This window comes from Paracoccus marinus (assembly GCF_007018965.1).
In the GTDB taxonomy this organism is placed as follows: Bacteria; Pseudomonadota; Alphaproteobacteria; order Rhodobacterales; family Rhodobacteraceae; genus Paracoccus; species Paracoccus marinus.
Genome location: NZ_VJYZ01000025.1, coordinates 59,248 through 84,400, shown reverse-complemented (window position 1 = coordinate 84,400; position 25,153 = coordinate 59,248). Strand labels below are relative to the sequence as shown.

The window sequence follows — 25,153 nt, the reverse complement described above, 5'->3', positions numbered from 1 at the left end:
CGTCGGCCTGTTCCCGTTTCCCATAGAACACCTCCTGGTTCCTCAGTTGGTGCTCTCCACATTTTCCGGGCAAGTCCATCGAACTCCAGCTCGCCGGCAAGAAGAACGGCCTCCTTGGCCTTGGTGGCGGCCTGATCACGCTCGACCACCGTTTCGGTCAGGGCGAGGGTCAGTAGGTCGAGTGTGGCGGCGAGTTCCTCAGATCTCGGGTCCTGCGACGCAGACACTGCGGCAGCGCGCGCGTCCATCGTACGGCGCAGAGTGGCCTGGGCCGCCTGCAACTCGCTCTCCATCTCGCGGCGGCGGGTCTCGAGCGCAAGCAGGTCGCTCTGCATCGACGACATCTGCACCGTGGCCGCTGCAAACCGCTCTTGGGCCGCGAGTGCTTCCATCGCCTGCTGGTCGCGCTCCCCGCCGAGTGCGAGAGCGCGGTCCTCAAAGAGCGCCTGCTCTCGCTTGGCCTGCTCGCGCATGGTTAGGAAGTCGATGGAGTTCATGATCAGGACTGACGTGACCGTCAGGCACCACGCCACCAGAAACGCTCCACCAGCCCAGGCGAGGGCCTGCCTTCCGGGGCTCAGGCGAACGAACCGGACATGGTCGCCGGACCGGATGAACAATCTTCGCTCCGGAAGGACGCAACCCACAAGCGTGCGTAGTCCTCGGATTGGTCGAAGGGTCAAATGTCGTCGTCCCACGTTGACGCGGCCTTGCCCGCCGTCCGCGTGTCCGCTTAGTTGGGAGGCGCTCGCCTCGCAACCACCCACGTCCTTCCGGTCAGCCGACAAGAGCCGAAGACGCACAAATCGGCGGAAGGCTGCCTGCGGACCTGTAAAAGGAACCCGGTTGCCACGGGTGCAACTAGCCCCGTAGCCGGTCGCCATGACTCAGCGATCGCCCTTCCGCTACTTCAAGACCTCGCCCGAGAGCCGTAACGCCACCGTCCCGCGAGGGGAAGGAGGTCGAAGCCGGGGAACTCTCGCGCTTGCGCGTCATTCGTTGTGGAAGCGGGGCCCATCGACGTCAAAGCACAATCTGAAGGAGATCGCCTGGAATTCGCACTAATGAATCAACGTGTTAAAGGGCAGAGAAGGTTCGACGGCAGGCCCATCCCCTCCGCCACTCGCCCCCGCGAAAGCGTTCTCCCGATCCGGCTGCGGCCGGATTTTTCCGTTGTTTTCGAGGGTTATGCGGGTGAGGCTGAGCACTGGCCGTGGCGCCAGGTGGCCTGGAAGCGGTCTCTCAGGGTCGATATTCTCCGGACCTGATGACTGCGCCAGTTTGGTGAATTATTCACAAGACATTGAATTTACAGAGGTTAATCTCCTGCCTGCTGAACACTTCGATTTCAGGGACAATCGAACCTTTGGTCGAATTACGAAGTGGCTGGGCTGTCCCTTCGACCCTCGAGTGGGACTTGTATGGTGACGCCCGATCATCGAGAAACCCCTGACCGTTTTCCGGCCAAGCGGTGCTTCTCATGTTCACGCCAACGGGGCACATGCGCTGTCATCAGCGCCTTGAAGACTTTGCCATGGTTGGGAACCCGTAGATGCAGCAACTCGTGTGCGATCACGAAGTCCTGAAAGCACTTCTCCTGATCGGCCAGGTCCTCGGCAAGTGTGATGATACCGCCGGTTGAGCATGATCCCCACTTGCGCGTCATGCGCTGGATTCGAACAATGCGCGGTGTCGCCTTCAGACGCTCACACCAGTAGTCGACCCGGGCACGGAGAGAGGCGCGTCGGTCTTCAGGACTCGGCATCGTGATCGCCGTCGAGCAGGATCGCCAGCACCAGATCTACAACCCGGCCGCGATCCTCTTTGCCAAGTCCGAGAAGCGGGCGATAAAGGGTGGCGCGCAGCTTCCGACGCTCGTCGTCATTGACTCTGGCGTTCGGGAAGCGATGCATCTCGGTTTGGGGATTGCCGCAACGAGACCGTCATAACGGGCGAGCGCGGCATTTGCCGGACCGATCAGTGGCACGAGGCGCGGCCAGTCCAACTGCTCGGGCGGAGGCGGGAACTGGCCCAGATGATAATGGACCGGTCCGGTCATGTCGCACCCGTCCTGCGATGTGCCGGCATGTCGGCGACGATGATCTGTTGGGTCTGCTGGTCGAAGCAGTAGTAAACCCTCAGGCAGCGCTGCGGATCGCGGGTGTTACCGCCATTCTTGATGTGCCACTCGGCCGAGAACCTGCGGCTGTTCCAGTCGAAATCGAACTCGTCAGCGCCGCAGGGAGCGTTCTGAGCCCCATCGAAGATGGGGATATTGGCAAGCGCTCCGCCGCCATTGCGGAAACGGTCGCGGCCCTCGGTGGCAAGCCACAGGAGGCTTCTCGCCGCGGTCTCGACATCCTGAAACAGCGGCTTGCGCGTGCCCCGATGCGCGTTGGGGGTCAGGACCAGCCGGCCAGCGAGGTTTTCGTCGCACCAGTTAGCAAGCTCCGACCAGTCTGCAGGCAGCTGGATCTCCTGATCGGGATCGTCACCCTTTGACTTCAGCTGATCGGTGAGCTGCTGGATCCGGTACGCCGATTTCTGAGCCTGCGCTTCCGCAATCTCGGCACGTTCGCTGCGCCGCCGAAGACAGAGAGGCGCTTGCCCAGCCTCTCGGTCAGTCGCCAGGCGGCATCAGGACGGGCCACGGCAACATGCGCCAGCCCTGTCAGCACACCGGCGAGCTTCTCGGCATTGATGTACGGGGCGGATGCGCCGTCCGCCAGTGTCAACACGATGGTCGGCAGAAAGCGGCCGGGATTGGTGAGATGCTCGATCAGCGTTTCGGCATCTTCGCCGTCGACGTACATCGCTGGAGTTGCAGATGCTGCCTGCGAGCCAACCACCAGACCGCACTGCTCCGCGACCTGCTGCACGAAACCCGGCACCGCCGGATCGATGGAGAAGTCCTCCTCTGGCGTGGCGACCAGAAGGCGGGTGCTGAACTGAGCGGGCTTGCCCGGTACATGGCCAAGGACGACTTCGGTCGTCCACGCCCGGCCCGGCACGGTTTTGTCGGGGTCGTGGACGCGGAAGGCCCAGAGGTCGGACGCTCCGACGCGGAGCCGGATGGCGGACGGGTCGCGACCGGGCAGCGGCACCTCGAAGTTCTCGCCGTCCCAGGCCTCGCGCGGAAGGCGCTGTCCCGCCCGGCGCTGAGCCCAGCGCAGCACCTCGCCAGCGGCCTTGCGCGCGACTGCATCGGGGTCTTCGCCCGGCATCCATCCGGCGACGCGCAGCACCTCGTGTTCGCGAACGATGCGCGGCATACGGCTCGCGACGTGCGACAGAGCCTCGGTCATGCTGTTGCTCATGCAGCCACCTCGGGGATCTGTTTCGCTGCGGGGACCGGACCCGAGGACAGCGCCGAAAGGTCCACGTCGGACACGCGGATTGCGCCGGTCATCAGCTTGTGCAGCAGCGCCTTGAAGAGCTCGTCGAGCACGGCGCGCTTGCGGCGGTGCAGGTCGATCTTCCGGTCGATGGCGTCGGGGATGGCGACGATCTCTTGCTGCTCATCGAGGGTGGGCAGCGGGAAAGGGACAGTCCGGAGTTTGCTTGCATTGATATTGGCTTGCCCGACCGCGCGACTGGCTAGTTTCTTTATCTCAGCCTGTGTTTGCGGCCAGTTCATGAAGTAATTCAGATACGTCGGCATACACTGCGCATCGTCGAGTGAAACCCTTACGAGGTAGGACGCGAAAACAGCGTCGCGTGATTCCTCGACCATCGCCATACGGCCAACAAGCTCGATGCTGTTGGTTCGATTGAAGAGCAGATCACCAGGTTGAAGACGGAAAGTACTGAATGTTGCGTCATCCAGATCAACAAACTGGAGGTTTCGGTAGTGAACCTTCCCGTCCTCTTGGCAATTCATACGCAATATTGGGTAGGCCCCCGAAGGCTGCCCACGAACAGAAAGACCATACTGCGTGTTCTTGGCGACACTACCAATGGTAACCACATCCCAACTCTCCGGCACCGGGCCGATTTCTGTTTCCTTCTGAGCCTCGCCCCGCAAACCTGTCGTGAACAGCGCCCGCATCGCTGCGCTCTTGAGGTCCTGGGAGAGACTGGTGCTGCGGTCATGCAACTTCATCGCGTCCCGCACGCGCGCGAGCGCACGAACGATGTCGCGCTGTTCGTGAATTTCGGGGTGCGGCACGTCAAGCGCGGCAAGGCGGTTCCGCGACAGGTTCGGAATCGTGGTCTTGTTCCCCGCGCCCTCGAAGATGCCCAGTTGGGTGAAGCCGCATTGCAGGAAGTAGACGTAGAACCGGGGATCGACGTCGTCCGCCAACGGGCGGAGGCGGTGCAGGTGGTTCTGGAACGACATGACATCTTGCTCACCGTTCCAGATGGCGGCGCGGCCGATCTCGCCGCCCTCGCACACCAAGAGGTCGCCCGGACGTAGCAGCTTCCCGCTCAGTTCGCGCGGAGGGATCGCCATTTCGTCGACCTTAGTCAGGTCGATCTCGTCCCACAGCACGTTGGATGTCCGCAGGAACGGTGTCTTTTCGGCACCGTCGCGGGCAGCCGCCGACATTGTCTTGCCCGCGCCGATCTCGAACAGTTCGCCCAAGGGGCGAAGGGGCCATGCCTCGTTGGTCACAGCCGAACCAGCATCTTCGCGAGCGACGCGTCGATGTCCCTGGTTTGGTCATCCAGCTTCAGCAGTTCGGCGACGATATCTTTGATCGGCCGCTGTGCGATATCGTCCGCTTGGGAAACCCAGCGACCGGGGCTGAGGTTGTAGTCCGATTCCGCCGCCTGCTCGCGCGTAATGACCGCGATCTCGCCTTCCACAGCCTCACCCTTCAGATAGGCAGCGGCGAGCGGGCGGATATCGTCTTCTGAAATGAAGTTCTTCGGACGTCCCTTCTGCACGCGGCGAGACGCGTTCAAGAGGACGATCTTGTCCTTGCGCACAGCGGGTTTACGCCTTGAGAGGACGACAATCACGCCGGCCGCGCTGGTGTTGTAGAACAGGTTGTCGGGCAACAGGATAACGCCGTCGATCAGGTCGCGATCGACGAACCACTTGCGGATGTTTCGCTCCTTGTCCTCGTTCTTGCTCCCCGATCCGCGGGTCACCGCGCCGGTATCGAGGACGACCGCCGCCCGCCCACGGTCGCCAAGGCAGGCCATCGTGTGCTGGAGCCAGGCCCAATCGCCCTTGCCCGTGGTCGCGCCGCCCTGCGTCCTGAACCGGTCAAACGGGTCATCTGCGAAGATGTCGGGGTTGAACGGCTGGTTCCACATCGGGTTGGCGACGACGATATCGTAGGTGCGGATCTTGCTGTCCGGCGTCTTGAACTTCGGATTGATCATCGTGTCGCCGCGCGCCATCTCGACGCTCATGTCGTGGATGATCGCGTTCATCTGGGCGACGGCGTAGCTCTCGGCCGTCAGCTCCTGGCCGTAGAGCTTGAGGGGAACCTTGCTGGTAGGGTCAAGCTCGCGCGCGACCAGCTGCAGCTTCACCAGAAGCCCGGCCGAGCCACAGGCATAGTCGTGGCATTCCTCGCCCGGCCGGGGGCGCATGATATGCGCCATCAGAAAGCCGACCTCGGTCGGCGTGAAGAACTCGCCAGCGCTCTGGCCCGAGCCCTCCGCGAACTTCCGCAGCAGATACTCGTAGGCGCGGCCGAGGAAATCGGGCTGCACGTCGGCGAGGCCCAGCCGATAGCGCGAGTCGGAGAAGGTCTCGACCACCTCGCGCAGCTTGGCCGGATTGATGTCTCGCTCGCCGTTCCGCTCCGCAGCGAAGTCGACCACGTCGATGACGCCGGACAGGGACGGGTTCTGCCGCACAACGGCGCGCACCGCCTTGGTCAGGTGCTCTCCGATATCCTTCGGGCGGGTGGGGCGGCCTTGGTCATCGTTGGGCCATTCATAGGGCTGCCGACCGCTGATCACGGCCCATCTCGCCTCGGGCGGCAGATAGAACCGGAGGAGTTCGTGGTCGTCCTCGGCAATCTCGAGGGCGGTGTCCCGGTCGCCGTACTCCTCAGCAAGGCGCGCGATCTCGTCGTCGAACACGTCGGACAGTCGCTTCAGGAAGAGCAGCGGCAGAAGGTAGTCCTTGAACTTGGCTGCGTCCTTCTCGCCCCGGATCGAGCAGGCGGCATCCCAGAGCATCTGCTCCATGGACTTCGTGGACGGAGTGGTCGAACGTGTTCCTACCCGGCGGCGCGTCACCTTTTCGGCGGCGGCGATGTCGTCGGATCCTGCTTCCGCCATGTCCACCCCAGCCTCTTCGGCGAGAGCGGCAATGGTGGCGCGGGCGGCCTTCTGGGGCAGGTTGGCGCCGCCTTCCCAGCGGTTGACCGTGGCGAAAGATACGCCGAGCCGCTCAGCAAGCTGCTCCTGCGTAAGATCGAGCTCTGCGCGGATGGCGCGCAGCGTGGCGGCAATGGCGTGTGATTGTGTCATGTTTGTTATGTATGCTATATCGCATGGCGGGTCAATCCCCCGGAATGTACCTCGCCGCAGAGCGGTTCGGAGGCAATTCAGCCTGTCGAAGCAACGAACCCTGCGCCGCCCATTCTAGCGAGAGCGGCTCCAACACCCGCGCCAACGTCACCTCCGGCCCCTGCTTCCCGTCCAGGATCGCCTCGACGATGTCGGGCGAAAGCAGCGTCAGGCGCAGGACCCGGGTCATGTAGGAGGGCGCGATGCCCTCCCTTTCGGCCAGTTCGGCGATGGTGGCGAACTCGCCGGACTCGAGCATCCTCTTCCAGCGGAAAGCACGGGCCAGCGCCTTGACGAGTGTGCTGTCCGTCCGGCGCGACAGCATCGCGCCATCCGGCAATTGCATCTCTTTCCGTCGCGGCGACGGTGCTGCGGAACGTCGAGCGCGACCTGCTGCGTGGCGCGCGCCGAGAAACCGCCCGACAGCAATCCTGCACGTCGCTGGAGCCGGACTGGCTGGAGGCGCCGCCCTCATGGGCGGAGCAACTGCGTCTGCGTGCGGAACTGCGGCGCGATCTCGTCGCAGTCATCGGCAGGGACGCGGATCTGGTTCTCGGCGTGGCGCTGGATGGCGCCAGCCAGCTTGAGATGGGCAAGGTACTTGACCTGTCGGAACCCGCGGCCCGAAAACGGTATCAGCGCGCCGTGGTGGCGCTGCGGCAGCATCATGGGCCAGGAGGGATCGGGTCCCACGGATCGACGACGTCCAAGCCCATGGCGACGAACGGCGCGACATCGCGGGTGGCGAGGGGATAGCCGTTCGCCGCAGCGATGGCGGCGATCGCGCCGTCCGGGAAGCTCACCGTCCGCCCGTGCCGCTCCGCCAGCGCGACGAGCGCGCCAAAGGCATTCGCGGCGGCTGCGTCGAACCCCAGGACCCTGCCGGGAAAGACCTCCGTCAGCATCCGCTCGAGCCGAAGCTCGAAATCATCCCGGCGGCGGCCGGGCTCGAGCTGCGCCATGCCGAACCGCAGTTCGGCCAGGCTGACGGTGGTCAGGTGCAGGGTACTCAGCTCCTGGCGGTTGAGCCAGTCGATCACCCGGGACTCGGGGACCGGCTTCATCGTCTCCGAGACGACGTTCGTATCGAGGATGATCATTCGAAGCGGGCCGGCTCCACGGGGGTGGGGTCGCGCTCGAGCGTGAGGACGCTGGTCTCGGCACCGGACCAGATGCCGCGCATCAGATCGCCTGCACGTGGCCGGCCCTCGCGCAGAACCGCGCGAGCGATGATCTCGCGCAGCTCGGCCTCGGCGCTCCGGCCATGGGCGGCTGCCTGCGCCTTCAGGGCGCGATGCACCTCGTCCGGGATCTGTCGCACGACGATCTGGGCCACGGCCGCCTCCATCGATATCACACCCTGCAATAGATATCACATATTATTCCCGTCCTCAATGTCCCGATCGGCGTGCGGGGGTGGCTTTTGACCAGGTGAAGCCCCTGTTCACGAGCCTGATCGATGACGCTGCCGCCGGTTCCGCCGCCCGATCTCCTCAAACGCCTGCCGGGATATTACCGGCGTTGGGAACTGACCGAACTGGTCATCCCGGATCGGTACTACTTCTTCGAGGCAGCGGGCCTGCACGGCGACGGTGAGCCGCTGTTTGCGGTTTATGTCCAGCCCGCCGATCTGGCGCCGGGCGAAGGGCGGCTGCAATGAGCGCGCCCGGCATCGATCGCGACCAGATCGCGCTGTTTGTCGACGTGGTCTTTTCCTGGTGCGACGGCCTGATCCCGCTGCGCGGCCTGCCCGAGAAGGGCGTGACGCCGGGGCCGCCGAACGACCTGCGCTGGATCCCGGCAGACGCGGGGGCGCCCGAGATCATGGCCACAGCGGCAGAGGCCGCCGCTTCGGTCGGCCGTGCGATCTATGTGATCCCCGGCACGGTCGGACACAACGGCGAGGCCCGCGCCGAGCATGTCCGGCAGATGCAGGCGCTGGTCGTCGATCTCGACGAGGGCGACATCTCCGCCAAGCGGGACCACCTGATCCGCAACCTCGGCCCGGCGACGCTGACCATCGAGAGCGGCGGGTTGACGGAGGCGGGACAGCCCAAGCTGCATCTGTGGTGGAAGCTGACCGAACCGGCCGAGGGCGAGGACCTGGCCCGGCTCTGCCAGCTGCGGGCGACGATGGCGCTGAAGGTCGGCGGTGACGACAGCTTCGGCTCCGCTCACCAGCCGATCCGGGTGCCCGGGACGACCCATGGTAAATATGGACGGACGGCGCAGGTCCGGATCGTCGACCAGCAGCCCATCGAGGTCGATCTGACCGAGTTCGAGGCGCGCGTCGCGGCCATGCCCGCGTTCAACCCGGAGCCCTCAAGCTCAACGTGGTTTGACTTCAACGCCGGTAGCAAACCCGCAGTCGATGACGTCCTGACCACGCCGGTGCGCGAGGGGGCGCAGGATGACTGGACCCGGTTCCACGGGGCCAGCGCCGCGATCGGCTATTACCTCCGCCAAGCCCACGAAGGCCGCCTGAGCCTCGACGAGGTCTGGGAGGCGATCTGCGGCTACAACGCCGCGATGCTGCGGCCGCCGTGGCCGGAGGATCGGCTCAAGGCCGAGACGCGCCGGCTGTGGCAGCGTCATCTCGAACGCAACGGACCTGCGCAGCCGCCGCGGCAGGAGTCGCATACAGCCCCGCTCGCCTGCTTCAGCCTCGGCCAGCTGCTCGATGACCGCAGCGCGCTGCCCGACGACATAATCGCGCCGCGCGTGCTGACCCCGGGCGGGCTGCTCGTCCTCGGCGGCGCGCCCAAGGTCGGCAAGAGCGACTTCCTGATCTCCTGGCTCGTGCACATGGCTGCCGGCGTGCCGTTCCTCGGCTTCACGCCGCCACGGCCGCTGCGGGTATTCTACCTGCAGGCCGAGCTGCAGTATCACTACCTGCGCGAGCGCCTCCACCAGATCGGCCTGCCGTCCGAAGTCCTTGTTGCCGCGCGTGACGGCTTCGTCGCCACCCCGCGGCTGAAGCTGCTGCTCGACCAAGGTGGCGTCACCCGCGTGCTGGAGGCGATCCGGAGCGCCTTTCCCGAGAGCCCGCCCGATATCATCTGCATCGATCCGATCCGGAACGTCTTCGACGGCGGGCCGACGGGGCCGAACGGCAGCAGCGCCGGCGAGAACGACAACAGCGCGATGATGTTCTTCCTGCGGGAGCGCGTCGAGGCGCTGCAGGCGGCGGTCAATCCCGATGCCGGTGTCATCCTCGTCCACCACACGAAGAAGCTCTCGAAGCAGCAGGTGAAGGACGATCCCTTCCTGGCCCTCTCCGGCGCCAGCGCGCTCCGGGGTTACTACACCACGGGCCTGATCCTGCACCGCCCGGACGAGGACAGCACCGCCGTCGCCTCGAGATCGAACTGCGCAACGGCCCGGCGCTCGAGCCGAAGCTGGTCGACAAGATCGGTGGGACGTGGGTGGAGATCGACAACCGCTTCGAGCGCTTGGTCGGCAAGGAGGCTGGCGCCAGGCAGGATGCCGAACGGCTTCGCAAGCATGATGTCATTCTCGGCCTGCTGTTCGACGAGGCCGCCGAGCAGCGGCTCTACACGTCGACGCAGTTCGCTGAGGCCTTCGAGAACCGCGGCGGCCTGGGCAGCCGTTACACCATCCGCGAACGGATCGGGGTGCTCGCGACCAAGGGACTGATCAAGTTCCGCCGGGAGTTCGCCGATCAGGGCTTCCCGCCGACGCGGTCACACTACGGCTATCTCTGCGTCGAAGGGATGCGCTTCGGGGTCGACGAGCAGGTCGATCCGGAGACCGGAGAAGTGACCGGACAAGGGCTGCCGGTCCAGCCGAGCCATTACAAATGCGCCCACTCGGGCATGGTGCTGGAGGTCGAGAACCCTGCGGTCTGGGTCCATCCGGAGGGGCCCGATGTCTGACTTCGTCATCATGACAAAGCCCGTTGTCATCCTCATACCCCTGTCATGCCTCAACGAAATCAATGGCTTGCGCATGAGGATGACAAAGTCCGCTGTCATCCCCCTCTGTCATCTGGATCGCCTTTTTCCCGTTATTTATCAATCACCTGGCCGCGGTCGGATGAGGAAGGGGGAGAGCCCCCATACTACGTATGGGACCGCCCGCCGTCAGGCGGGGCGGCCCATACGCTGCGTCCGTGCCCGCGGCCCGCCGTCACCCCTTGTCTCTGCCTCACCCGACCACAGCGCCAGAACGACAGGAGATGACGATGGCCTGCAAGACGATGACGATGATGCGCTTTACGCCGCGCGGCTATGGCGGCACCCGCCGCGACCCCGATCAGGTCCGGCGCGATGGCTGGCACGAGCTGGGGCTGCTGGCGGTCTCGGTGGATGATCCGCGGCTGACCTGGCCCGAGCGGGAGATGGTCGTGCAGCTGGGCCGCAAGCTCTACGGAGCCCGGGCCGAGGGAGGACGCGGCAATGGCTGAGCGCGACTGGACCGCGGACGACGTTGCGGATCACTTCGCCTAGGCGTTCCGCACTCTGCGCAGGCTGCCTTCCGCTGCCCCGCGCGGCCACGGCAGCCACTGGCCGCAGATCCTGCGCAGTGCCCGCGAGATCGCTGCGATGGAGCCCGAGCCGATGCGGGTCTGGCCCTCGGCGGCGGCTATCACCCGGCTCGAGCAGGCCTTCGGCTGGGTGCTCTGGATCGAGGAGCCCGATCGCAAACTTGTCTGGTCCCGCGCCGCGCGGGTGCCGTGGAAGGTGATCGCCGGCGAGATGGGTTGCGACCGGACCACGGCGTGGCGGCGCTGGCAGCTGGCGCTCACGAAGATCGCCGCGCGGCTGAATGCGTGAACGTGTTCAGAGTGTTGCAACACATTCGTGTTCGACACCTGCAACAGATCCGTGCTACAAGCAGGGCATGATCGGGAGAAGAGCGCCAGGAGCGCCACCCGGTCCTTCCACCCGCCGATCTGTGACCACATCGCGAGGCACCATGCCGCAGCGCCCGCCCATCCATCGCCCGGTGGGGCGCCGCGACAAGCGCGAACGTGACCGCGACACTGACCGCCGACGTGATCCGGTGATCCGTGCGCTCTATCGCTCGGCCCGGTGGCTCGCGGAACGGCGGCTGTTTCTGGCCCGCCACCCGCTCTGCGCCGAGTGCCAGCGCCGAGACCGACTGACCCCGGCCAACACAGTGGACCATGTCGTCCCGCATCGGGGCGATCCCGAGCGGTTCTGGGACCAGGACGGATGGCAGCCGCTCTGTGCGTCCTGTCACAGCCGCAAGACCGCTGCCGAGGATGGCGGCTTCGGCAATCGGCGGACCGGGCGCGAGTCCTCCGGCTGACCCGGGGGGAGGTCAAATCTCCGGGCGGTTCGACGTCAGGACCGCGCGCCAAGCTTTCTGCATCCGTGGCCAAAATGGCGAGGGGGGGTGCAGCCACGAAAATCGAAGGAAACCGCCCTTGTCCGATCATCCGCTCACCGTTGAATACCGCCCGCTCGACAGCCTCGTGCCCTACGCGCGGAATGCCCGTACTCACTCCGAGGCGCAGGTGGCCGAGATCGCGGGCTCGATCCGGGAGTTCGGCTTCACCAACCCGGTGCTGATCGCCGAGGACGGCACGCTGATCGCCGGTCATGGGCGGGTGCTGGCGGCGCGACTGCTCGGCATGGATACCGTGCCGACGATCACCCTGACCGGGCTCAGCGACAACCAGCGGCGGGCACTGGTGCTGGCGGACAACCGCATCGCGCTCAACGCCGGTTGGGACGAGGCGCTGCTGTCGCTGGAGCTCACAGATTTGAAGGAGGCCGGGTTCGATCTCGGTATCCTGGGCTTTGAGGATGGTGAGCTGGACCGGCTGCTGGCCGGGACCGAGGGGGAAGAGGAAGGTTCGACCCCGCCGGTCGTTATCCCCGAGCCGCCGCGCAACCCGGTCTCGCGCACCGGCGATCTGTGGATCCTCGGCGACCATCGGCTGCTCTGCGGGGACGCGACGTCCCACGACGACGTCCGCCGGCTGATGAACGGCGAGCGGGCGGTGCTGTTCGCGACCGACCCGCCGTATCTGGTGGACTACGACGGCAGCAACCACCCGACCCGCAACAAGGACTGGTCGCAGTCCTATGGCACGACCTGGGACGACAGCAGCCAAGGCGCCGAGCTTTACGACAACTTCATCGCCGCCGCGGTGGCCGAGGCCATCACCGAGGATGCCGCGTGGTACTGCTGGCACGCCTCGCGCAGGCAGGCGATGCTCGAGGCATGCTGGGAGAAGGCCGGCGCCTTCGTCCACCAGCAGATCATCTGGGTGAAGGACCGCGGTGTTCTCACCCGGTCGCATTACCTGTGGAAGCACGAGCCCTGCTTCATGGGCTGGCGCCGCCCGAACCGCCCGCCGAAGGTGGCGGAGCAGACGCTGCCCTCGACCTGGGAGATGCCCAGCTTCGCCAGGGACGAACGGCCCGATCACCCGACGCCGAAACCACTCGACGCCTTCGGCATCCCGATGCGCCAGCACGTGGCGCGCGGCGGGCTCTGCTACGAGCCGTTCTCGGGCTCCGGTTCGCAGATCATGGCCGGCGAGGCCAACGACCGGCGCGTCTTCGCGATGGAGATCAGCCCGGCCTATGTCGATGTCGCCGTCGAGCGCTGGCAGGCCGAGACCGGCAAGGATGCGATCCTCGATGGCGACGGCCGGACCTTCGCCGAGGTGACGGTCGAGCGCCTCGGCGCGATACATCAGAACGAGGGGTTCGCCGCATGAGTCAGTCACGCACCATGTCGCTGGTCGAGTCGCTGGCCAACGTGATCGTCGGCTATGGCGTGGCCGTTGTCACGCAGATCCTGATCTTCCCGCAGTTCGGCTGGAATCCGACTCTGGCGCAGAACATGAGGATCGGGGCGGTGTTCACGGCGGTGAGCCTCGCTCGATCGTTCACCTTGCGGCGGTTGTTTGAACGGTTGGGGAGGTAGTAGGTCGCTGTCCTTCCCAACGCTCAGTCCGCACTGACCAGCCGCGACAGGTACCACTGTGTTCCATCGGGGGCGCGAACGCTGCCGCGACGATCTCCATCGCCCTTTTCCGTCATGGCCTCGATCACCTTGGCACCGTTTGCAACCGCACGATCAAACGCAGCATTCGGTCCTCATCACCACGAGGTATCAGGCGGCACCGTCGACAAGTTCCAGCGCACCATCCGCCAAGGGCCTCTGCAGTAAACGTGCCTCGCTCCAGGGCGCGGCCATCCACGTCAGCCACTCGGCAGGCTCGGTCAGGATCACCGGCATCGCCTTGGGGTGGACCGCTGCGACCTCAGCATTCGGGGCGGTGGTGAGGAACGCGAAAAGGTCGTCCGTGGTCGGACCATCCTTGACCTTGCGAACCGAGGTCCAACCCGGGACATGGATGCCGGCGAATGCGACGGACCGTCCGTCCGCTGGCGCGAACCACTGGTTACCCTGTCCCTTGCCCATCGGCTCCGCGAAGGCGGTGAGTGGAACGAGGCAGCGGTGTGGCGGCCCGAGCCAACGGCGCCAGTGAGGCGAGCCGGTGTTGCGGACGTTGGTGACCCCAGGGTCACGGGCGGTCTTCAGGACCGAGGGCGGTGATGGCAGTCCCCATCGGGTCCTGACCAATTCGCGCTCGCCGTCCAGGCCGATCCGAACGATCGGCGCCATTTGGTCGGGGTAAATCTCCGGCTGGGCAGGAAGGTTGCCGAGCTTGTCCACGGCGGCAAATAGCTGCCGCATCGCCTCTTGGGCACGAGTCTGGCTGTAGAGATTGCACATGCCCACGAGATGGCGTGTCCAGCTGCCACTCGCAATGCGGAAAGAGGGACATCAGGATCATGGCCGGCCGCAAGCCCCTTCCCACGCAGCTGAAGCTGGTGAAAGGCACGGCCCGGCCGCACCGGATGAACCCCGCCGAGCCGCAGCCCGTCGTGGCGGTGCCGCCGGCTCCCGATCACCTCGACGATGCGGCCGCCGGGAAGTTCACCGAACTGGCCGAGCTTCTGGCCCGGCACGGGGTGATGACCGAACTCGATGCGGGGGCGCTCGCCCGTTATGTGGTGATCTGGCGCCGCTGGCTCGAAGCTGAAGCGGAGGTCAAGCGCCGCGGCCCGGTGGTGAAGACGGTGGGCGGCAATATCATCCAGAACCCGTTCCTGGCGGTGGCGAACAAGTGCCTGGCGCAGATGGGCCAGATCGAGAGCGAGTTCGGGCTGACGCCCTCGAGCCGGACCCGCATCCGCATGGCGGCGCCGGTGGAGACCCGCGATCCGTTCGAGGACTTTCTGAACCGTGGCACCCGCGCGTAAATCTGGCTCGACTCGGAATGCTCCGGCCTGCCCGGTGACGGCATGGGCGAAGCAGGTAGTAGCCGGCAAGGTTGTGGCCGGTCACCTGACGCGCCTGGCCTGCCAGCGCCACCTGGACGATCTGAAGACCGGCCCATCCCGCGGCCTGGTCTGGGACGCTGCGGCCGCGCTGCACGCGATCGAGTTCTTCAGCCACCTGCGGCATTCGACGGGCGAATGGGCGGGGCAGCCCTTCGATCTGCAGCCATGGCAGCAATTCGTGGTCGGATCCGTCTTTGGCTGGAAACGGGCGGATGGGCTGCGGCGGTTCCGAACGGCTTATGTCGAAGTCGCCCGCAAGAACGGCAAATCGGCCCTGCTGGCCGGGATCGCGCTCTACGCACTGGTGGCGGATGGCGAGGCCGGGGCGCATGTCTATGCCGCCGCGACCACGCGCGATCAGGCCCGGATCGTCTTCGGCGAGGCCGAGCGGATGGTGGCGGCAAGCCCGGCGCTTTCGGCCCGGGTCACCCGCACCGTCAACAACCTCGCGGTCCTGCCCACCGCCTCGTGGTTCCGGCCGCTCTCGGCCGACGCCAGCAAGATGGACGGGCTGAACGTGCACTTCGCCGCGGTGGACGAGGTGCACGAGCACCCCGGACCCGAGATCATCCAGAAGCTCAACACCGCAACCGGCGCGCGGCGCCAGCCGCTGATCGTCGAGATCACCACCGCCGGCCACGACCGCCACTCTGTCTGTCGCCAGCATCACGAGTTCTCGGTCAAGGTGCTCGAGGGGACGCTGCCGGAGGAGACGGCGGATCCGTGGTTTGCCTTCATCGCCACCATCGACGCCGGCGACGACTGGACTGACCCGAAGGTATGGGGGAAGGCCAATCCGAGCCTCGGGGTGACGGTGAAGATCGACGATCTGAAGCGCCAGATCGATGAGGCGCGCGAGATGCCGGCGCAGCAGAACGCCATCCGGCGCTTGCGGTTGAACGAATGGACCGAACAGGTCACCCGCTGGCTCGACATGGAGGTCTGGGCGGAGGGTGGACTGCCAGCAACCACCAGCGGAGCCGATGTTGCAGCCGAGCTCCACCGGCTAGAGCAACTGCTCGCGGGGCACGAATGCTATGGCGGGCTGGACCTGGCCCGGGTCAACGACCTCTCGGCCTTTGTGCTGCTGTTTCCGCCGACGCGGGATCCGGCGCTCGGGAGTCTCGCGGACAAGTGGGTCGTGCTCAGCCGCTTCTGGGTACCGGAGGAGGACATCGGGCGCCGCGCCCGGCGTGACCGGGTGCCCTATGATGTCTGGCGCGACCAGGGGTTCCTGGTGGCCACCCCCGGCAATGCCACCGACTTCGCCTTCATCGAGGCGGAGATCGTCAACCTCTCCGGCCGCTTCGATCTGCGTGAGTTGGCCTATGATCGCACCTTCGCGGGCGAGATCGTCCAGCATCTGCAGGACGAGGGCATCAACCTCGTCCAGTTCGGCCAGGGGTTCCTGAGCATGGCGGCGCCCACGGCAGAGCTTGAGCGGCTCGCGGTCTCGCGGCTCCTCTGGCACGGGGGCCATCCGGTGTTGCGCTGGAATGCCTCCAACGTCGCCGTCCGCCATGACCCGGCCGGCAACATCAAGCCGGACAAGGAGCGCTCGTCCGAGCGCATCGACGGCATCGTGGCGCTCTGCAATGCCCTCGGCCGGGCCATGCTGCGCGACGAGACCGCCGGTCGCTCGGTCTACCAGGCCCGCGGGCCGATGCTGCTTTGACAGGTTTTTGACGCATGTCCCTCTGGTCCCGTCTCTTCGGCGCGCGTGACAGCTCGGCGCCCGCTGGTGCCGTGCATCTGCCGCAGCCGGACCTGCACCCGCAGGCGTCCCTCGGCTCGATTGGCGGCACGGTGGTCCATACCTCCGCCGAGCTGGAGCAAGTCCTGCGCGGTGGTTCGGCCACGGCGGCCGGGGTGAGCGTCTCGCCCGAGACCGCCCTCACAGTGGCCGCCGTCCATGCCTGCGTGCGCATCATTGCGGGCGCGGTCGCCACATTGCCGCTGCAATTGCGCCGGCGTATCGATGACCGCACCCGGGAGGACGCCTCCGAGGATCCGCTCTGGCACCTGCTGCGGCGAAGGCCCAACCGCTGGCAGACGCCCTCGCAGTTCCGCCGCATGATGCAGACGCATCTGCTGCTGCGTGGCAATGCCTATGCGATGATCGTCCGTTCGCGCGGACAGGTCCGGGAGCTGATCCCGTTGCAGCCGGACCGGGTGGCCTGTCGTCAGAGGGACGATCTGGAACTGGAATACGTCTACACCCGCCGCGACGGGCTGCGCGTGCAGCTCGGGCAATCCGAGATGTTCCATCTCGTCGGCATGACGCTCGATGGCGTCACCGGCGTCTCGGTCATCACCCATGCCCGCGAGACGATCGGGCTGTCGCTGGCCATGGAGGAGCACGGCGCCTCGACCTTCCGCAACGGCGCCCGGGTTTCGGGTGTGCTGCGCCACCCGGGCCGTCTCGGGCCCGAGGCGGTGGCCAACCTCAAGGCGGGGCTCGACGAGTTCCGCTCGGGGGGCGAGCAGGAAGGCCGGCACCTGATCCTCGAGGAAGGCATGGATTACGCCCGCATGGCGATGACGGCCGAGGATGCGCAATGGATCGAGAGCCGGAAGTTCACCCGCGCCGACATCGCCATGTTCTTCGGGGTGCCGCCGCACATGATCGGCGACACCGAGAAGTCGACCAGCTGGGGCACCGGCATCGAGCAGCAGTCGATCGGCTTCGTCGCCTACACGCTCGAGGATCACCTGACCACCTGGGAGGAGACCATCGCCCGGGACCTGATCCCGGAGGGCCGTCCCGATCTCTACGCCCGCTTCAACCGGGCGGCGCTGGTCAAGGGTGACATCAAGGCTCGCTGGGAGGCCTATGTAAAGGGGCTGCAATGGGGGGTGTGGAGCCCGAACGAGATCCGCACGCTGGAGGACGAGAACCCGCGGGAAGGCGGCGATGTCTATTATCCGCCGCCGAACATGACGGCGCCGACGGCCACGGACCAAGACTCAGACGGATCGCTGCCGACCACAGAGGAAAGAGAGCCATGACGCTGCGCAGCGCACCCCCGATCAGCCTGACGCGCCCGTCGAAGGTGCAGGCGTTTGAGCCCGATCCGGCGTTGATGGATCGATGGCAGGCAGGTCTCCGCGCCGCCGACGCCCGCGCCACCAACGTCATCAGCATGCTCGACGTAATCGGTGCGGATGGGTGGACCGGCGAGGGCGTGACCGCCAGGCGGATCGCGGCGGCCCTGCGGTCGATCACCGCCGACGAGATCACCGTCGATCTCAACAGCCCCGGCGGCGACTTCTTCGAGGGGGTCGCGATCTACAACATGCTGCGCGCCGATCCGCGCCGAGTCACCGTCCGCATCCTCGGGCTCGCCGCCTCGGCGGCCTCGGTGATCGCGATGGCCGGAGACGAGGTCCAGATCGGCCGCGCCGGGTTCATGATGGTCCACAATGCCTGGGTGGTCGCCATCGGCAACCGCCACGACATGGCCGCGGCCGCCGAGACGATGATGCCCTTCGATGCAGCCATGGCGGAGGTCTACGCCGCCAAGGCCGGCGTCGATCCCGCACAGGCCGGCGCGTGGATGGATGCCGAAACCTGGTTCACTGGCCCGCAGGCCATTGAGGCCGGGCTCGCGGACGACTTCCTTACAGCCGACGTGGTCGAGACCGAGAGCCATCATGGCAACGGCCGGAGAGCACTGCGCCGCATCGACAGCCTGCTCGCGAAGCAGAACATCCCCCGGTCGGAACGCCGTGCGCTTCTGGCCGATCTCCGCGGCACGCAGGACGCTGCCGCATCCGTCATGCCGCGCGCTGACGACGACTGGACCGCCATCGCGCGGTCCCTCATCCAGACGCTCACCTGAGAGGTAATCCCATGAACATGATGTCCCACCCTGCGCTCACGCGCGGGATCGTTGCCGTGCGCGCAGACGCCAGCGGCGATCCGAAGCAGATCTTCGCCGAGCTGCAGCGCAGCTTCGAGACCTTCAAGGCCGAGCATAGCGAGCAGCTGGCCGCGCTCAGGAAAGGCCAGGAAGACGTGGTCCGGGCCGAGAAGGTCGACCGCATCAATGCGGCGGTGGGCGATCTGCAGGCCGCGATGGACGCGCAGGCCGCGCAGATTGCGGCCCTGCGCATCGGCGGTGCTGGTGGCGCAACCGGGCCGGCCGATGCGGCCTATACCGACGCCTTCCGCGCTCACTTCCGCAAGGGCGATGTCTCGGCCGCGCTGAACAAGGGCGCCGATGCCGAAGGCGGCTATCTGGCGCCGGTCGAATGGGACCGCACCATCACCGACAAGCTGGTCGAGGTCTCGCCCATGCGCCAGATCGCCTCGGTGCAGACGATCTCGGGCGCAGGCTTCCGCAAGCTCTTCTCGGCGCAGGGCTTCGGCTCGGGCTGGGTCGGCGAGACCGCCCCGCGGCCGCAGACCAGCACGCCGCAGTTCGGGCATCTCGACTACACCCCGGGCGAGATCTACGCCAACCCGGGCGCCACCCAGCAGATACTCGATGATGCCGCGATCAACCTCGAGCAGTGGATCGCCAGCGAGATCGAGGCGGAGTTCGCCTACCAGGAGGGCATCGCCTTCGTGGCCGGTGACGGCGTCAACAAGCCCTCGGGGGTCCTCACCTATGCCGAGGGTGGATCGAAGGCGACTGCCCACCCTTGGGGGGCGATCCCGACCATCACCGCCGAGAGTGCTACGGCGATCACCGCCGACGAGCTGATCGACCTGGTCTACTCGCTCCCCGGTCAGGCGGCACAGAACGCCCGTCTGGTCGCCAACCGCAACACGCTCGCAAGCATCCGCAAGCTCAAGGACGGCCAGGGCAACTATCTCTGGCAGCCCTCCTTCACCGAAGGGCAGCCGCAGAACGTGCTGGCCTATCCCGTGACCGAGATGGCGGCCATGCCGGACGTCGCCCCCGGCGCCATGCCACTGGCCTTCGGCGACTTCCGCCGCGGCTACCTGATCGTCGACCGCACCGGTGTGCGGGTGCTGCGCGATCCCTTCACCAACAAGCCCTACGTCCACTTCTACACCACCAAGCGCGTGGGCGGCGGGCTGCTCAATCCCGAGATGCTGCGGGTCCTCAGGATGGCCGCAGCCTGATCCCCTGGCCCGGCGAGGAACGCCGGGCTTCCACCCTTGTCTGAATGGAGGCCATCATGGCTGTGAAGAAGAACGATCCCGCACTGAAAGCCGGTGCGACCACAATCGAGAAAGACGTTCATGGCGCCGCTGATCCTGCGCCAGCGGCCGCACTGGAGGATGCCTCCGGTGCGATCATCGAACCCGCAATCACGGATGCGGTCGGTGTAGGCCACGAGAGCGCCGATGCCAATCCGCGCGAAGGCACCACGGCCGCGCAGAACGCCATCGACTGGAACGACCCGAAGCGCGCGCGCCCCGACGAATCGGACTTTACAGGTCAGGGTGTCGACCCCGCCGTCTACGGCAAGGTCACCGACTGATGCGGCTGGTCCTCGTCGTCCCGCCCGCCGCGACGCCGATCACGCTGAGCGAGGCCAAAGCACAGGCCCGCGTTGAGCATGATGACGAGGATCTGCTCATCCAGCAGTACATCGACGCCGCCACCGCCTGGCTCGACGGCCCGGCCGGGATCCTTGGCCGGTGCCTCGTCACCCAGACCTGGCGCGCGGAACTGGCGGCGGTCACCGGGCCGATCAGGCTACCGTTTCCGGATACTGTGATCGACCGCGCCGTGTTCACCGATGCGGAAGGGGGCGAGTTGATCCATGCATTCGAGCTGCAGGATCAGCGTCCACTGCTGCGGCTGAGATCAGGCCTCGGCCGGCCTGCGGCGATTACCTTCACCGCCGGCTATGGCGCTCCCGCCGATGTCCCAGCCGCCATCCGGCAGGCTATGCTGCTGCTGGTCACGCAATGGTACGAGCATCGACAGGTGACGGGCACAGGCACCGCCTTGCCCTTCTCCGTCGAGGCGCTGCTGGCGCCGTATCGCAGGATCCGGCTGTGAGCAGGGTCGCGGGGCGGCTCGATCGGCGTGTTACCTTCCAGGCCCACGTCATGATCGAGACCGACATGGGCGGCGTCATCGAGGGTTGGGAGGATCGATTTACCCTCTGGGCGCATGTCCGCTATCTGCGCGGCTCTGAAGCCGTCATGCAGGCGAGGCTGGTGTCGAAGGCGCCGGTCATCATCACCGTGCGGCAGTCCGCGCAGAGCGTAGGGATCACCTCGGAATGGCGCGCCGTGGTTGGAGGGGTGATCTTCGATCTCAAAGAAGACCCCCGCCCCAGCGAGGATGGCGGGTTTTTCGAGATGCTGGCGGAGGCGTGATCAGACTACGCTAGTCGGCGTGCCGGAACGTCGTCCCGTCGGACGGACCGGCGACTTCGCAAGCTTGCTTAGCCGATCCGGCGTGGCAAAGGACGGCTCGATCGTTCCTGAGTTCAGCTACTTCCTGATCGTATTGCGCGACAGGCCGGTGCGACGCGCGATCTCGCGTATCGGCAGCTTCTCCCGCAGCCGCAGCTTCCGGATTACGTTCAAAAGTCCCATGTGGATCACACCGTAAAACCCCTCCGCTCTCCGCGTCGGGGAAGGGTGACATGGGTCAAATTGCAATGGAAGTTATGGGCCTGGTGACCTGGGCGTCGGCTGGTCCCGAGATCATGGCCGCGCCAGGATCGGCCGTGCCCCAACCCTTGACGCCTGCCTCCGTGCACGCCCTCACAAGGCGTCGCCCGCCTCCCGCGACCGAACTTCCGGCCGGGCTGCGGAAAGCCGCTTGCCGCTTGCGCCCAAGCGCAACAGAAGGGTGATTCCGGCATAGGCAAACGCGAGAAGCCAGAGTTGGCGGATGAGGGGCGCCAGTTCGGCCAGTCCGGCCCCCATCTGGGCGCTGCGGACATAGCCCTCGATCATCGCGGTGCTGGGAATGGCCTGGGCGGCGGCTCGCAACAGGGGCGGCAGCGACTCGATGGGCCAGGAGAAGCCTGACAGGAAGAACAGCGGCATCCCCAAGGACAGAAGCACCATCTGCACCATCTCGGCACGCCGCAGCACGGCGGCCACGGCCTGCGCGAGGAACCCGACCGCGAGCACGAAAGGCACCCCCAGCATCGCCAGCGCCGGCAGATGGCCCAACCAGGGCAGGCCATAGGCCCAAGGCAGCACGACCAGATACATCGGCAGCAGCAGCGCATAGAGGCCCAGCCACGCCCCAGCCCGGCCCAGCATCCGCCACGGCAGCGGATCGGCCGAGGGCGCACGGCGCGTGGCGACAAGGCCAAGGCCCATCATCATTGTCTGCTGCAGGATCAGCACGAAGGCCGCGGGCAGGATGTAGGTGGCATAGCCGCCGGCCGGGTTGAACAGCGGCACTTCGACCATTGGGATGGGGCTGGCGCCCGACAGGGCCTCGGTGCGGCTGGTGCCGGTGGCCAGTTGGCGCGCGACCTGCACCTGCACGCCGGTGGTGCGGGCAGGTCCGGCGATGCCGGTCAGCGCCTTCTGATACATCAGGAAGTAGCTCGCGTCGGCATAGATGGCGATGGGGCTTTGCCGGCCGCGCAGCAACTCGCGCTCGAAGCCTTGCGGCACCAGCAGGATGCCATAGGCGCGGCGTTCGTGGACCAGCCGCTCGGCCTCTGCCATGGTCGGCGGGCGGGCAACGACGGCCACCGCTTCGCTGGCGTCGATGTCGCGCGCAAGCTGGCGCGAGCCGGCCGAGTTATCCAGATCGACCACCGCCACCGGCACCTCGCGCAGCAGTTCGGGCCGGTAGGGATAGGGATAGATCAGCGCATAGATCGCCAGCGACACCACCATCACCGACAGGATCTGCGGATCGCCGAAAATCGCCGCAAGCTCGGCCCGCAGCGCGCGCAGGATCGCCTTCATGCCGTCCTCCTCGCCGTGCGCGCCGTGGCGGGAGCAAGCGCTGATCGCATCCGGTCAAGGCGCAGCAGCACGATCAATCCCAGTGCGACGGCAATCGCCAGAAGGTAAAGGACAGGCCAGACGGACAGATCCATGGGGGTCGCGCGCAGCGACTGGTCGATGCGCAACTGGATATACCAAGTGCCGGGGATCAGCGCGGACCACGCCTGCGCCAGGGGCGGCATCGCCTCGCGCGGGAAGCCGATGCCCATGTAACCCAGCGCTGGCGCCAGGATCACGCCCACGAAGCTGACCGCGCGGGCGAAATCGCGCGTCAGAAGGAAGCAAAGCGCCCCGATCAGCTGGCAGGCGATGATGAACAGCGCCGCCCCCACCCCCATCAGCAGCAGCGAGCCGCGAAGCGGCACCCCGAGCCACCCGTAAAGCCCGATGTCAGAGATGCCGAGGATCAGCATGAACAGGAAGGTATATGGCAGCAGCTTGCCCAGCATTGCGGGCAATAACCCGCCTGCCAGCCGTGGCAGGACGCGGGCGTGGCGGCCCGGGCCGAAATCCAGCGATACCGCATAGGTGGTCGCGGCGGCGGCCATCAGCTGGATCACCGCCGGCATCAGCGCCGCCAGCAGGAAGTCGACATAGTCGAGGGCGGGGTTGAACAGGGCATGCGTCTGCAGCAGCACGGGCTGGGCCGCCGCCGTGGCCTGCAACGAACCGGCCCCTTGCGCTTCGCGCAGGCTGACGCTGAGGCTCCCCGAAGCGGCGGTGACGGCATTGCGGGCGCCGCGGGCGACGACCGACCCGGCGCTCATGTGCTGGTTGTCGTAGAAGATCACCGCCTCGGGCCGGGCGCCGCGCAGCGCGTCGCGCTCGAAGCCCGCGGGCAGCAGCAGCGCGCCGCGCGCCCGGCCCGACAGGATCAGCGAGCGCGCCTCGGGCAGGCTGTCCGCCCGGGCGGACACCTCGACGTCAGGGGTGGCGTCCAGCATTCGCACCACCTGCCGCGAGAGGCTGGAGCGGTCCAGATCGACCACGGCGACTGGCAGGTTGGTGGCAACCCCGGAGCGGAAGACAAAGGCCAACAGGACGCACAGAGCCAGGGGCAGCATCATCGTCAAGCCGATCAGCGCCGGGCGGCGGCGGATCAGCCGGAACTCGCGCTGGATCGCCGTGACGAGACCGCTCATTCCCCCTCTGCCTCCGCCGGCCGGATCAGGGCGGACATGCCGGGGCGGAGCCCCGGAACCGGCGTGGCGGGGGCGGCGCGGACCTCGAAGCTGCGCAGGTCGAAATCACCCGTCGCGCGGGTCGCCCGCCAGCTGGCGAAATCGCCCTGCGCATTGATCAGCGTCACCGTCGCATCGACCTGCGCATCCAGCGCCGGCACCTGCACCCGCAGCCGGTCGCCCACCTTCAGACCACCCAGCAGGTTCTCGCGGATGTTGAAGGTGAACCAGGTCCCGTCCAGATCGACGATGGTGAACAGGGGCGCGCCCGCGCCCACGTTCTCGCCCAATTCAACCATGCGGCCGGTCACCTGGCCGCCTTGCGGGGCGGTGACGTTCAGTTCGTCGATATTGGCCTGGGCCTGCCCAATCGCGGCGCGCGCCTGATCAACCTGGGCCGCAGCCACGGCACGTTCCTCGGGGCTGGCGCCGGCGCGGGCCAGGTCCAGCTGCGCCTGCGCGGCCTCGACCTTGCGTTCGGCCGCGGCAAGGTTGCGGGCGCTCTGCTCGATTACTGCCTGCGAGCGGACGCCGCGCTGTTCCAGCGCCTGATCGCGGGTCGCAGCCTCCTGCGCCAGTTGCAGGTCAGCCTCGGCCGCGGCCAATTCGGCCTCGCGGGCTCGGATGATTTCGGGCCGGGTGGCGCCGATGGCGGTCTCATTGCGCTGCGCCACCACCAGCGCGGCCTGGGCGGCGCCCAGGTTTGTGGTCAGTTGCGCGTTTTCCAGCCGCACCAGCAGCGTCCCCTGCTCGACCCTGTCGCCCATATCGGCGCCCAGTTCGACCACGCGCCCGGGCACGCGGGCGCTGACATCGACCCGTGGCGCCTCGGCCTCGCCCTGCACCAGCATGGCGACGGGGCGGGTGGCGTACCATACCAGCCCCGCGACCAGGGCCGCCAGGATCAGCAGGACGACATAGGGCAGCACCCGGGATCGGGGTCTGGCGGGCATCGAAGGGGGCAGGTCGGAAGAGATCGAGGTCATGAGGATCCTTGTGGTTTATTGCCGCGCCCGCATGGATGGCCGGGATCGCCCTTGCGCGCCACCATAACGTGGGGAGCGGGGCAAAGGTGCCGGCTCTGCCGCCCTGCGGCCGGAGAGGCGCCTTGCCCCCTGCTCAAGGCGTGTCGCGGCATCGGCCAGCGCTTGCCTCGCGCGGGGGAAGGTCATGGCCGGACTGGCGCAAATCGCGGCAAGAACAAGAACAAGAACAAGAACAGGAAA

At 66.7% G+C, this 25,153-nt stretch carries 31 protein-coding genes; 18 read left to right on the top strand and 13 right to left on the bottom strand.

The window, feature by feature from the left end; genetic code table 11:
- Window positions 1-884: DUF5930 domain-containing protein (locus FNF32_RS11945; RefSeq protein ID WP_246087810.1), on the bottom strand; the 884-nt coding region annotated here is incomplete at its 3' end.
- Window positions 885-1,435: 551 nt separating this feature from the next.
- Window positions 1,436-1,765 (bottom strand): M48 metallopeptidase family protein, encoded by a 330-nt coding sequence (locus FNF32_RS11940; protein WP_131674864.1) that lies wholly within the window; start codon window positions 1,763-1,765, stop codon window positions 1,436-1,438.
- Window position 1,766: 1 nt separating this feature from the next.
- Here FNF32_RS11940 and FNF32_RS15345 point away from each other — a divergent pair, with 1 nt between their 5' ends.
- Window positions 1,767-1,949: a hypothetical protein gene (locus FNF32_RS15345; RefSeq protein ID WP_185961949.1), complete on the top strand. Its 183-nt coding sequence runs from the start codon at window positions 1,767-1,769 to the stop codon at window positions 1,947-1,949.
- A gap of 157 nt (window positions 1,950-2,106) precedes the next feature.
- Window positions 2,107-2,502: a hypothetical protein gene (locus FNF32_RS11930; RefSeq protein ID WP_131674863.1), complete on the top strand. Its 396-nt coding sequence runs from the start codon at window positions 2,107-2,109 to the stop codon at window positions 2,500-2,502.
- A gap of 2 nt (window positions 2,503-2,504) precedes the next feature.
- Here FNF32_RS11930 and FNF32_RS11925 read toward each other — a convergent pair whose 3' ends face one another.
- The 7 genes from FNF32_RS11925 to FNF32_RS11895 form a co-directional block, all read right to left on the bottom strand.
- Window positions 2,505-3,317 (bottom strand): hypothetical protein, encoded by an 813-nt coding sequence (locus FNF32_RS11925; protein WP_131674862.1) that lies wholly within the window; start codon window positions 3,315-3,317, stop codon window positions 2,505-2,507.
- Window positions 3,314-4,615 (bottom strand): restriction endonuclease subunit S, encoded by a 1,302-nt coding sequence (locus FNF32_RS11920; RefSeq protein ID WP_131674861.1) that lies wholly within the window; start codon window positions 4,613-4,615, stop codon window positions 3,314-3,316. The genes FNF32_RS11925 and FNF32_RS11920 overlap by 4 nt, the downstream gene beginning before the upstream one ends.
- Window positions 4,612-6,438, bottom strand: coding sequence for an N-6 DNA methylase (locus FNF32_RS11915; protein ID WP_131674860.1), 1,827 nt, complete (start codon window positions 6,436-6,438; stop codon window positions 4,612-4,614). The genes FNF32_RS11920 and FNF32_RS11915 overlap by 4 nt, the downstream gene beginning before the upstream one ends.
- Before the next feature lie 31 nt (window positions 6,439-6,469).
- The gene (locus tag FNF32_RS11910; RefSeq protein WP_131674859.1) at window positions 6,470-6,823 is read right to left on the bottom strand and encodes a hypothetical protein; all 354 of its coding nucleotides are present in this window, start codon (window positions 6,821-6,823) and stop codon (window positions 6,470-6,472) included.
- A 125-nt stretch (window positions 6,824-6,948) separates the two neighbouring features.
- On the bottom strand, window positions 6,949-7,146 hold the full coding sequence (locus FNF32_RS11905) for a hypothetical protein (protein WP_143796652.1): 198 nt from the start codon (window positions 7,144-7,146) through the stop codon (window positions 6,949-6,951).
- A complete protein-coding gene (locus FNF32_RS11900; protein WP_143796651.1) occupies window positions 7,143-7,577 on the bottom strand; it encodes a type II toxin-antitoxin system VapC family toxin in 435 nt (144 codons plus the stop codon). The genes FNF32_RS11905 and FNF32_RS11900 overlap by 4 nt, the downstream gene beginning before the upstream one ends.
- Window positions 7,574-7,813 carry a FitA-like ribbon-helix-helix domain-containing protein gene (locus FNF32_RS11895; protein WP_131674856.1) on the bottom strand — a complete coding sequence of 80 codons (240 nt, stop codon included), beginning with the start codon at window positions 7,811-7,813 and terminating at the stop codon, window positions 7,574-7,576. The genes FNF32_RS11900 and FNF32_RS11895 overlap by 4 nt, the downstream gene beginning before the upstream one ends.
- Before the next feature lie 123 nt (window positions 7,814-7,936).
- Here FNF32_RS11895 and FNF32_RS11890 point away from each other — a divergent pair, with 123 nt between their 5' ends.
- The 8 genes from FNF32_RS11890 to FNF32_RS11860 all read left to right on the top strand — a co-directional run bounded on the left by FNF32_RS11890 (window position 7,937) and on the right by FNF32_RS11860 (window position 13,404).
- Window positions 7,937-8,137, top strand: coding sequence for a hypothetical protein (locus FNF32_RS11890; RefSeq protein WP_036732741.1), 201 nt, complete (start codon window positions 7,937-7,939; stop codon window positions 8,135-8,137).
- Window positions 8,134-10,134: an AAA family ATPase gene (locus tag FNF32_RS11885; RefSeq protein WP_246087809.1), complete on the top strand. Its 2,001-nt coding sequence runs from the start codon at window positions 8,134-8,136 to the stop codon at window positions 10,132-10,134. The genes FNF32_RS11890 and FNF32_RS11885 overlap by 4 nt, the downstream gene beginning before the upstream one ends.
- On the top strand, window positions 10,113-10,373 hold the full coding sequence (locus FNF32_RS15670) for a hypothetical protein (protein ID WP_246087808.1): 261 nt from the start codon (window positions 10,113-10,115) through the stop codon (window positions 10,371-10,373). The genes FNF32_RS11885 and FNF32_RS15670 overlap by 22 nt, the downstream gene beginning before the upstream one ends.
- A gap of 308 nt (window positions 10,374-10,681) precedes the next feature.
- On the top strand, window positions 10,682-10,903 hold the full coding sequence (locus FNF32_RS11880) for a hypothetical protein (protein ID WP_425467909.1): 222 nt from the start codon (window positions 10,682-10,684) through the stop codon (window positions 10,901-10,903).
- A gap of 55 nt (window positions 10,904-10,958) precedes the next feature.
- The gene (locus FNF32_RS11875) at window positions 10,959-11,273 is read left to right on the top strand and encodes a DUF6362 family protein (RefSeq protein ID WP_342778057.1); all 315 of its coding nucleotides are present in this window, start codon (window positions 10,959-10,961) and stop codon (window positions 11,271-11,273) included.
- Window positions 11,274-11,415: 142 nt separating this feature from the next.
- A complete protein-coding gene (locus tag FNF32_RS11870; protein ID WP_131674870.1) occupies window positions 11,416-11,772 on the top strand; it encodes an HNH endonuclease signature motif containing protein in 357 nt (118 codons plus the stop codon).
- Window positions 11,773-11,890: 118 nt separating this feature from the next.
- Window positions 11,891-13,195: a site-specific DNA-methyltransferase gene (locus FNF32_RS11865; RefSeq protein WP_143796650.1), complete on the top strand. Its 1,305-nt coding sequence runs from the start codon at window positions 11,891-11,893 to the stop codon at window positions 13,193-13,195.
- Window positions 13,192-13,404 carry a DUF7220 family protein gene (locus FNF32_RS11860; protein WP_143796649.1) on the top strand — a complete coding sequence of 71 codons (213 nt, stop codon included), beginning with the start codon at window positions 13,192-13,194 and terminating at the stop codon, window positions 13,402-13,404. Before FNF32_RS11865 ends, FNF32_RS11860 begins: the two co-directional genes overlap by 4 nt.
- A gap of 189 nt (window positions 13,405-13,593) precedes the next feature.
- Here FNF32_RS11860 and FNF32_RS11855 read toward each other — a convergent pair whose 3' ends face one another.
- Entirely contained in the window at window positions 13,594-14,220 is a 627-nt protein-coding gene (locus FNF32_RS11855; RefSeq protein WP_131674869.1) for an SOS response-associated peptidase, read from the bottom strand.
- A gap of 59 nt (window positions 14,221-14,279) precedes the next feature.
- Between FNF32_RS11855 and FNF32_RS11850 the strand changes: the two genes are divergently transcribed.
- From FNF32_RS11850 to FNF32_RS11815, 8 genes are read left to right on the top strand one after another with little or no spacing between them, the layout of a single operon-like run.
- Window positions 14,280-14,750, top strand: coding sequence for a phage terminase small subunit P27 family (locus FNF32_RS11850; protein ID WP_131674868.1), 471 nt, complete (start codon window positions 14,280-14,282; stop codon window positions 14,748-14,750).
- Between the two features lie 34 nt (window positions 14,751-14,784).
- On the top strand, window positions 14,785-16,506 hold the full coding sequence (locus FNF32_RS11845; RefSeq protein WP_131674853.1) for a terminase large subunit: 1,722 nt from the start codon (window positions 14,785-14,787) through the stop codon (window positions 16,504-16,506).
- A 14-nt stretch (window positions 16,507-16,520) separates the two neighbouring features.
- Window positions 16,521-17,840 (top strand): phage portal protein, encoded by a 1,320-nt coding sequence (locus FNF32_RS11840; protein ID WP_143796648.1) that lies wholly within the window; start codon window positions 16,521-16,523, stop codon window positions 17,838-17,840.
- Window positions 17,837-18,673 carry a head maturation protease, ClpP-related gene (locus FNF32_RS11835; RefSeq protein WP_143796647.1) on the top strand — a complete coding sequence of 279 codons (837 nt, stop codon included), beginning with the start codon at window positions 17,837-17,839 and terminating at the stop codon, window positions 18,671-18,673. The genes FNF32_RS11840 and FNF32_RS11835 overlap by 4 nt, the downstream gene beginning before the upstream one ends.
- 11 nt (window positions 18,674-18,684) lie before the next feature.
- Complete coding sequence (locus FNF32_RS11830) at window positions 18,685-19,926, top strand: phage major capsid protein (protein ID WP_131674850.1); 1,242 nt, start codon at window positions 18,685-18,687, stop codon at window positions 19,924-19,926.
- A gap of 56 nt (window positions 19,927-19,982) precedes the next feature.
- Complete coding sequence (locus tag FNF32_RS11825) at window positions 19,983-20,288, top strand: hypothetical protein (protein WP_131674849.1); 306 nt, start codon at window positions 19,983-19,985, stop codon at window positions 20,286-20,288.
- The gene (locus FNF32_RS11820; protein WP_131674848.1) at window positions 20,288-20,815 is read left to right on the top strand and encodes a head-tail connector protein; all 528 of its coding nucleotides are present in this window, start codon (window positions 20,288-20,290) and stop codon (window positions 20,813-20,815) included. Before FNF32_RS11825 ends, FNF32_RS11820 begins: the two co-directional genes overlap by 1 nt.
- Window positions 20,812-21,138 (top strand): phage head closure protein, encoded by a 327-nt coding sequence (locus FNF32_RS11815; RefSeq protein WP_281285676.1) that lies wholly within the window; start codon window positions 20,812-20,814, stop codon window positions 21,136-21,138. Before FNF32_RS11820 ends, FNF32_RS11815 begins: the two co-directional genes overlap by 4 nt.
- 393 nt (window positions 21,139-21,531) lie before the next feature.
- Here the strand turns inward: FNF32_RS11815 and FNF32_RS11805 are convergent, their stop codons facing one another.
- Genes FNF32_RS11805 through FNF32_RS11795 form a run of 3 tightly spaced genes read right to left on the bottom strand, consistent with a single transcriptional unit; the run spans window position 21,532 to window position 24,913 of the window.
- Window positions 21,532-22,704: an ABC transporter permease gene (locus FNF32_RS11805; RefSeq protein WP_131674846.1), complete on the bottom strand. Its 1,173-nt coding sequence runs from the start codon at window positions 22,702-22,704 to the stop codon at window positions 21,532-21,534.
- A complete protein-coding gene (locus tag FNF32_RS11800; RefSeq protein WP_131674845.1) occupies window positions 22,701-23,888 on the bottom strand; it encodes an ABC transporter permease in 1,188 nt (395 codons plus the stop codon). Before FNF32_RS11800 ends, FNF32_RS11805 begins: the two co-directional genes overlap by 4 nt.
- Complete coding sequence (locus tag FNF32_RS11795) at window positions 23,885-24,913, bottom strand: HlyD family secretion protein (RefSeq protein WP_221930719.1); 1,029 nt, start codon at window positions 24,911-24,913, stop codon at window positions 23,885-23,887. Before FNF32_RS11795 ends, FNF32_RS11800 begins: the two co-directional genes overlap by 4 nt.
- Window positions 24,914-25,153: the final 240 nt, after the last annotated feature.

What these genes read in the sequence shown, in the direction of transcription:
- FNF32_RS11830 (WP_131674850.1), top strand. Translation starts at nt 18,685, where the DNA reads ATGAACATGATGTCCCACCCTGCGCTCACGCGCGGGATCGTTGCCGTG.
- FNF32_RS11890 (WP_036732741.1), top strand. Translation starts at nt 7,937, where the DNA reads ATGACGCTGCCGCCGGTTCCGCCGCCCGATCTCCTCAAACGCCTGCCG.
- FNF32_RS11925 (WP_131674862.1), bottom strand. Translation starts at nt 3,317, where the DNA reads ATGAGCAACAGCATGACCGAGGCTCTGTCGCACGTCGCGAGCCGTATG.
- FNF32_RS11860 (WP_143796649.1), top strand. Translation starts at nt 13,192, where the DNA reads ATGAGTCAGTCACGCACCATGTCGCTGGTCGAGTCGCTGGCCAACGTG.
- FNF32_RS11840 (WP_143796648.1), top strand. Translation starts at nt 16,521, where the DNA reads ATGTCCCTCTGGTCCCGTCTCTTCGGCGCGCGTGACAGCTCGGCGCCC.
- FNF32_RS11855 (WP_131674869.1), bottom strand. Translation starts at nt 14,220, where the DNA reads ATGTGCAATCTCTACAGCCAGACTCGTGCCCAAGAGGCGATGCGGCAG.
- FNF32_RS11870 (WP_131674870.1), top strand. Translation starts at nt 11,416, where the DNA reads ATGCCGCAGCGCCCGCCCATCCATCGCCCGGTGGGGCGCCGCGACAAG.
- FNF32_RS11880 (WP_425467909.1), top strand. Translation starts at nt 10,682, where the DNA reads ATGGCCTGCAAGACGATGACGATGATGCGCTTTACGCCGCGCGGCTAT.
- FNF32_RS11915 (WP_131674860.1), bottom strand. Translation starts at nt 6,438, where the DNA reads ATGACACAATCACACGCCATTGCCGCCACGCTGCGCGCCATCCGCGCA.
- FNF32_RS11805 (WP_131674846.1), bottom strand. Translation starts at nt 22,704, where the DNA reads ATGAAGGCGATCCTGCGCGCGCTGCGGGCCGAGCTTGCGGCGATTTTC.
- FNF32_RS11800 (WP_131674845.1), bottom strand. Translation starts at nt 23,888, where the DNA reads ATGAGCGGTCTCGTCACGGCGATCCAGCGCGAGTTCCGGCTGATCCGC.
- FNF32_RS11885 (WP_246087809.1), top strand. Translation starts at nt 8,134, where the DNA reads ATGAGCGCGCCCGGCATCGATCGCGACCAGATCGCGCTGTTTGTCGAC.
- FNF32_RS11835 (WP_143796647.1), top strand. Translation starts at nt 17,837, where the DNA reads ATGACGCTGCGCAGCGCACCCCCGATCAGCCTGACGCGCCCGTCGAAG.
- FNF32_RS11910 (WP_131674859.1), bottom strand. Translation starts at nt 6,823, where the DNA reads ATGCAATTGCCGGATGGCGCGATGCTGTCGCGCCGGACGGACAGCACA.
- FNF32_RS11905 (WP_143796652.1), bottom strand. Translation starts at nt 7,146, where the DNA reads ATGATGCTGCCGCAGCGCCACCACGGCGCGCTGATACCGTTTTCGGGC.
- FNF32_RS11795 (WP_221930719.1), bottom strand. Translation starts at nt 24,913, where the DNA reads ATGACCTCGATCTCTTCCGACCTGCCCCCTTCGATGCCCGCCAGACCC.
- FNF32_RS11825 (WP_131674849.1), top strand. Translation starts at nt 19,983, where the DNA reads ATGGCTGTGAAGAAGAACGATCCCGCACTGAAAGCCGGTGCGACCACA.
- FNF32_RS11940 (WP_131674864.1), bottom strand. Translation starts at nt 1,765, where the DNA reads ATGCCGAGTCCTGAAGACCGACGCGCCTCTCTCCGTGCCCGGGTCGAC.
- FNF32_RS11850 (WP_131674868.1), top strand. Translation starts at nt 14,280, where the DNA reads ATGGCCGGCCGCAAGCCCCTTCCCACGCAGCTGAAGCTGGTGAAAGGC.
- FNF32_RS11900 (WP_143796651.1), bottom strand. Translation starts at nt 7,577, where the DNA reads ATGATCATCCTCGATACGAACGTCGTCTCGGAGACGATGAAGCCGGTC.
- FNF32_RS11820 (WP_131674848.1), top strand. Translation starts at nt 20,288, where the DNA reads ATGCGGCTGGTCCTCGTCGTCCCGCCCGCCGCGACGCCGATCACGCTG.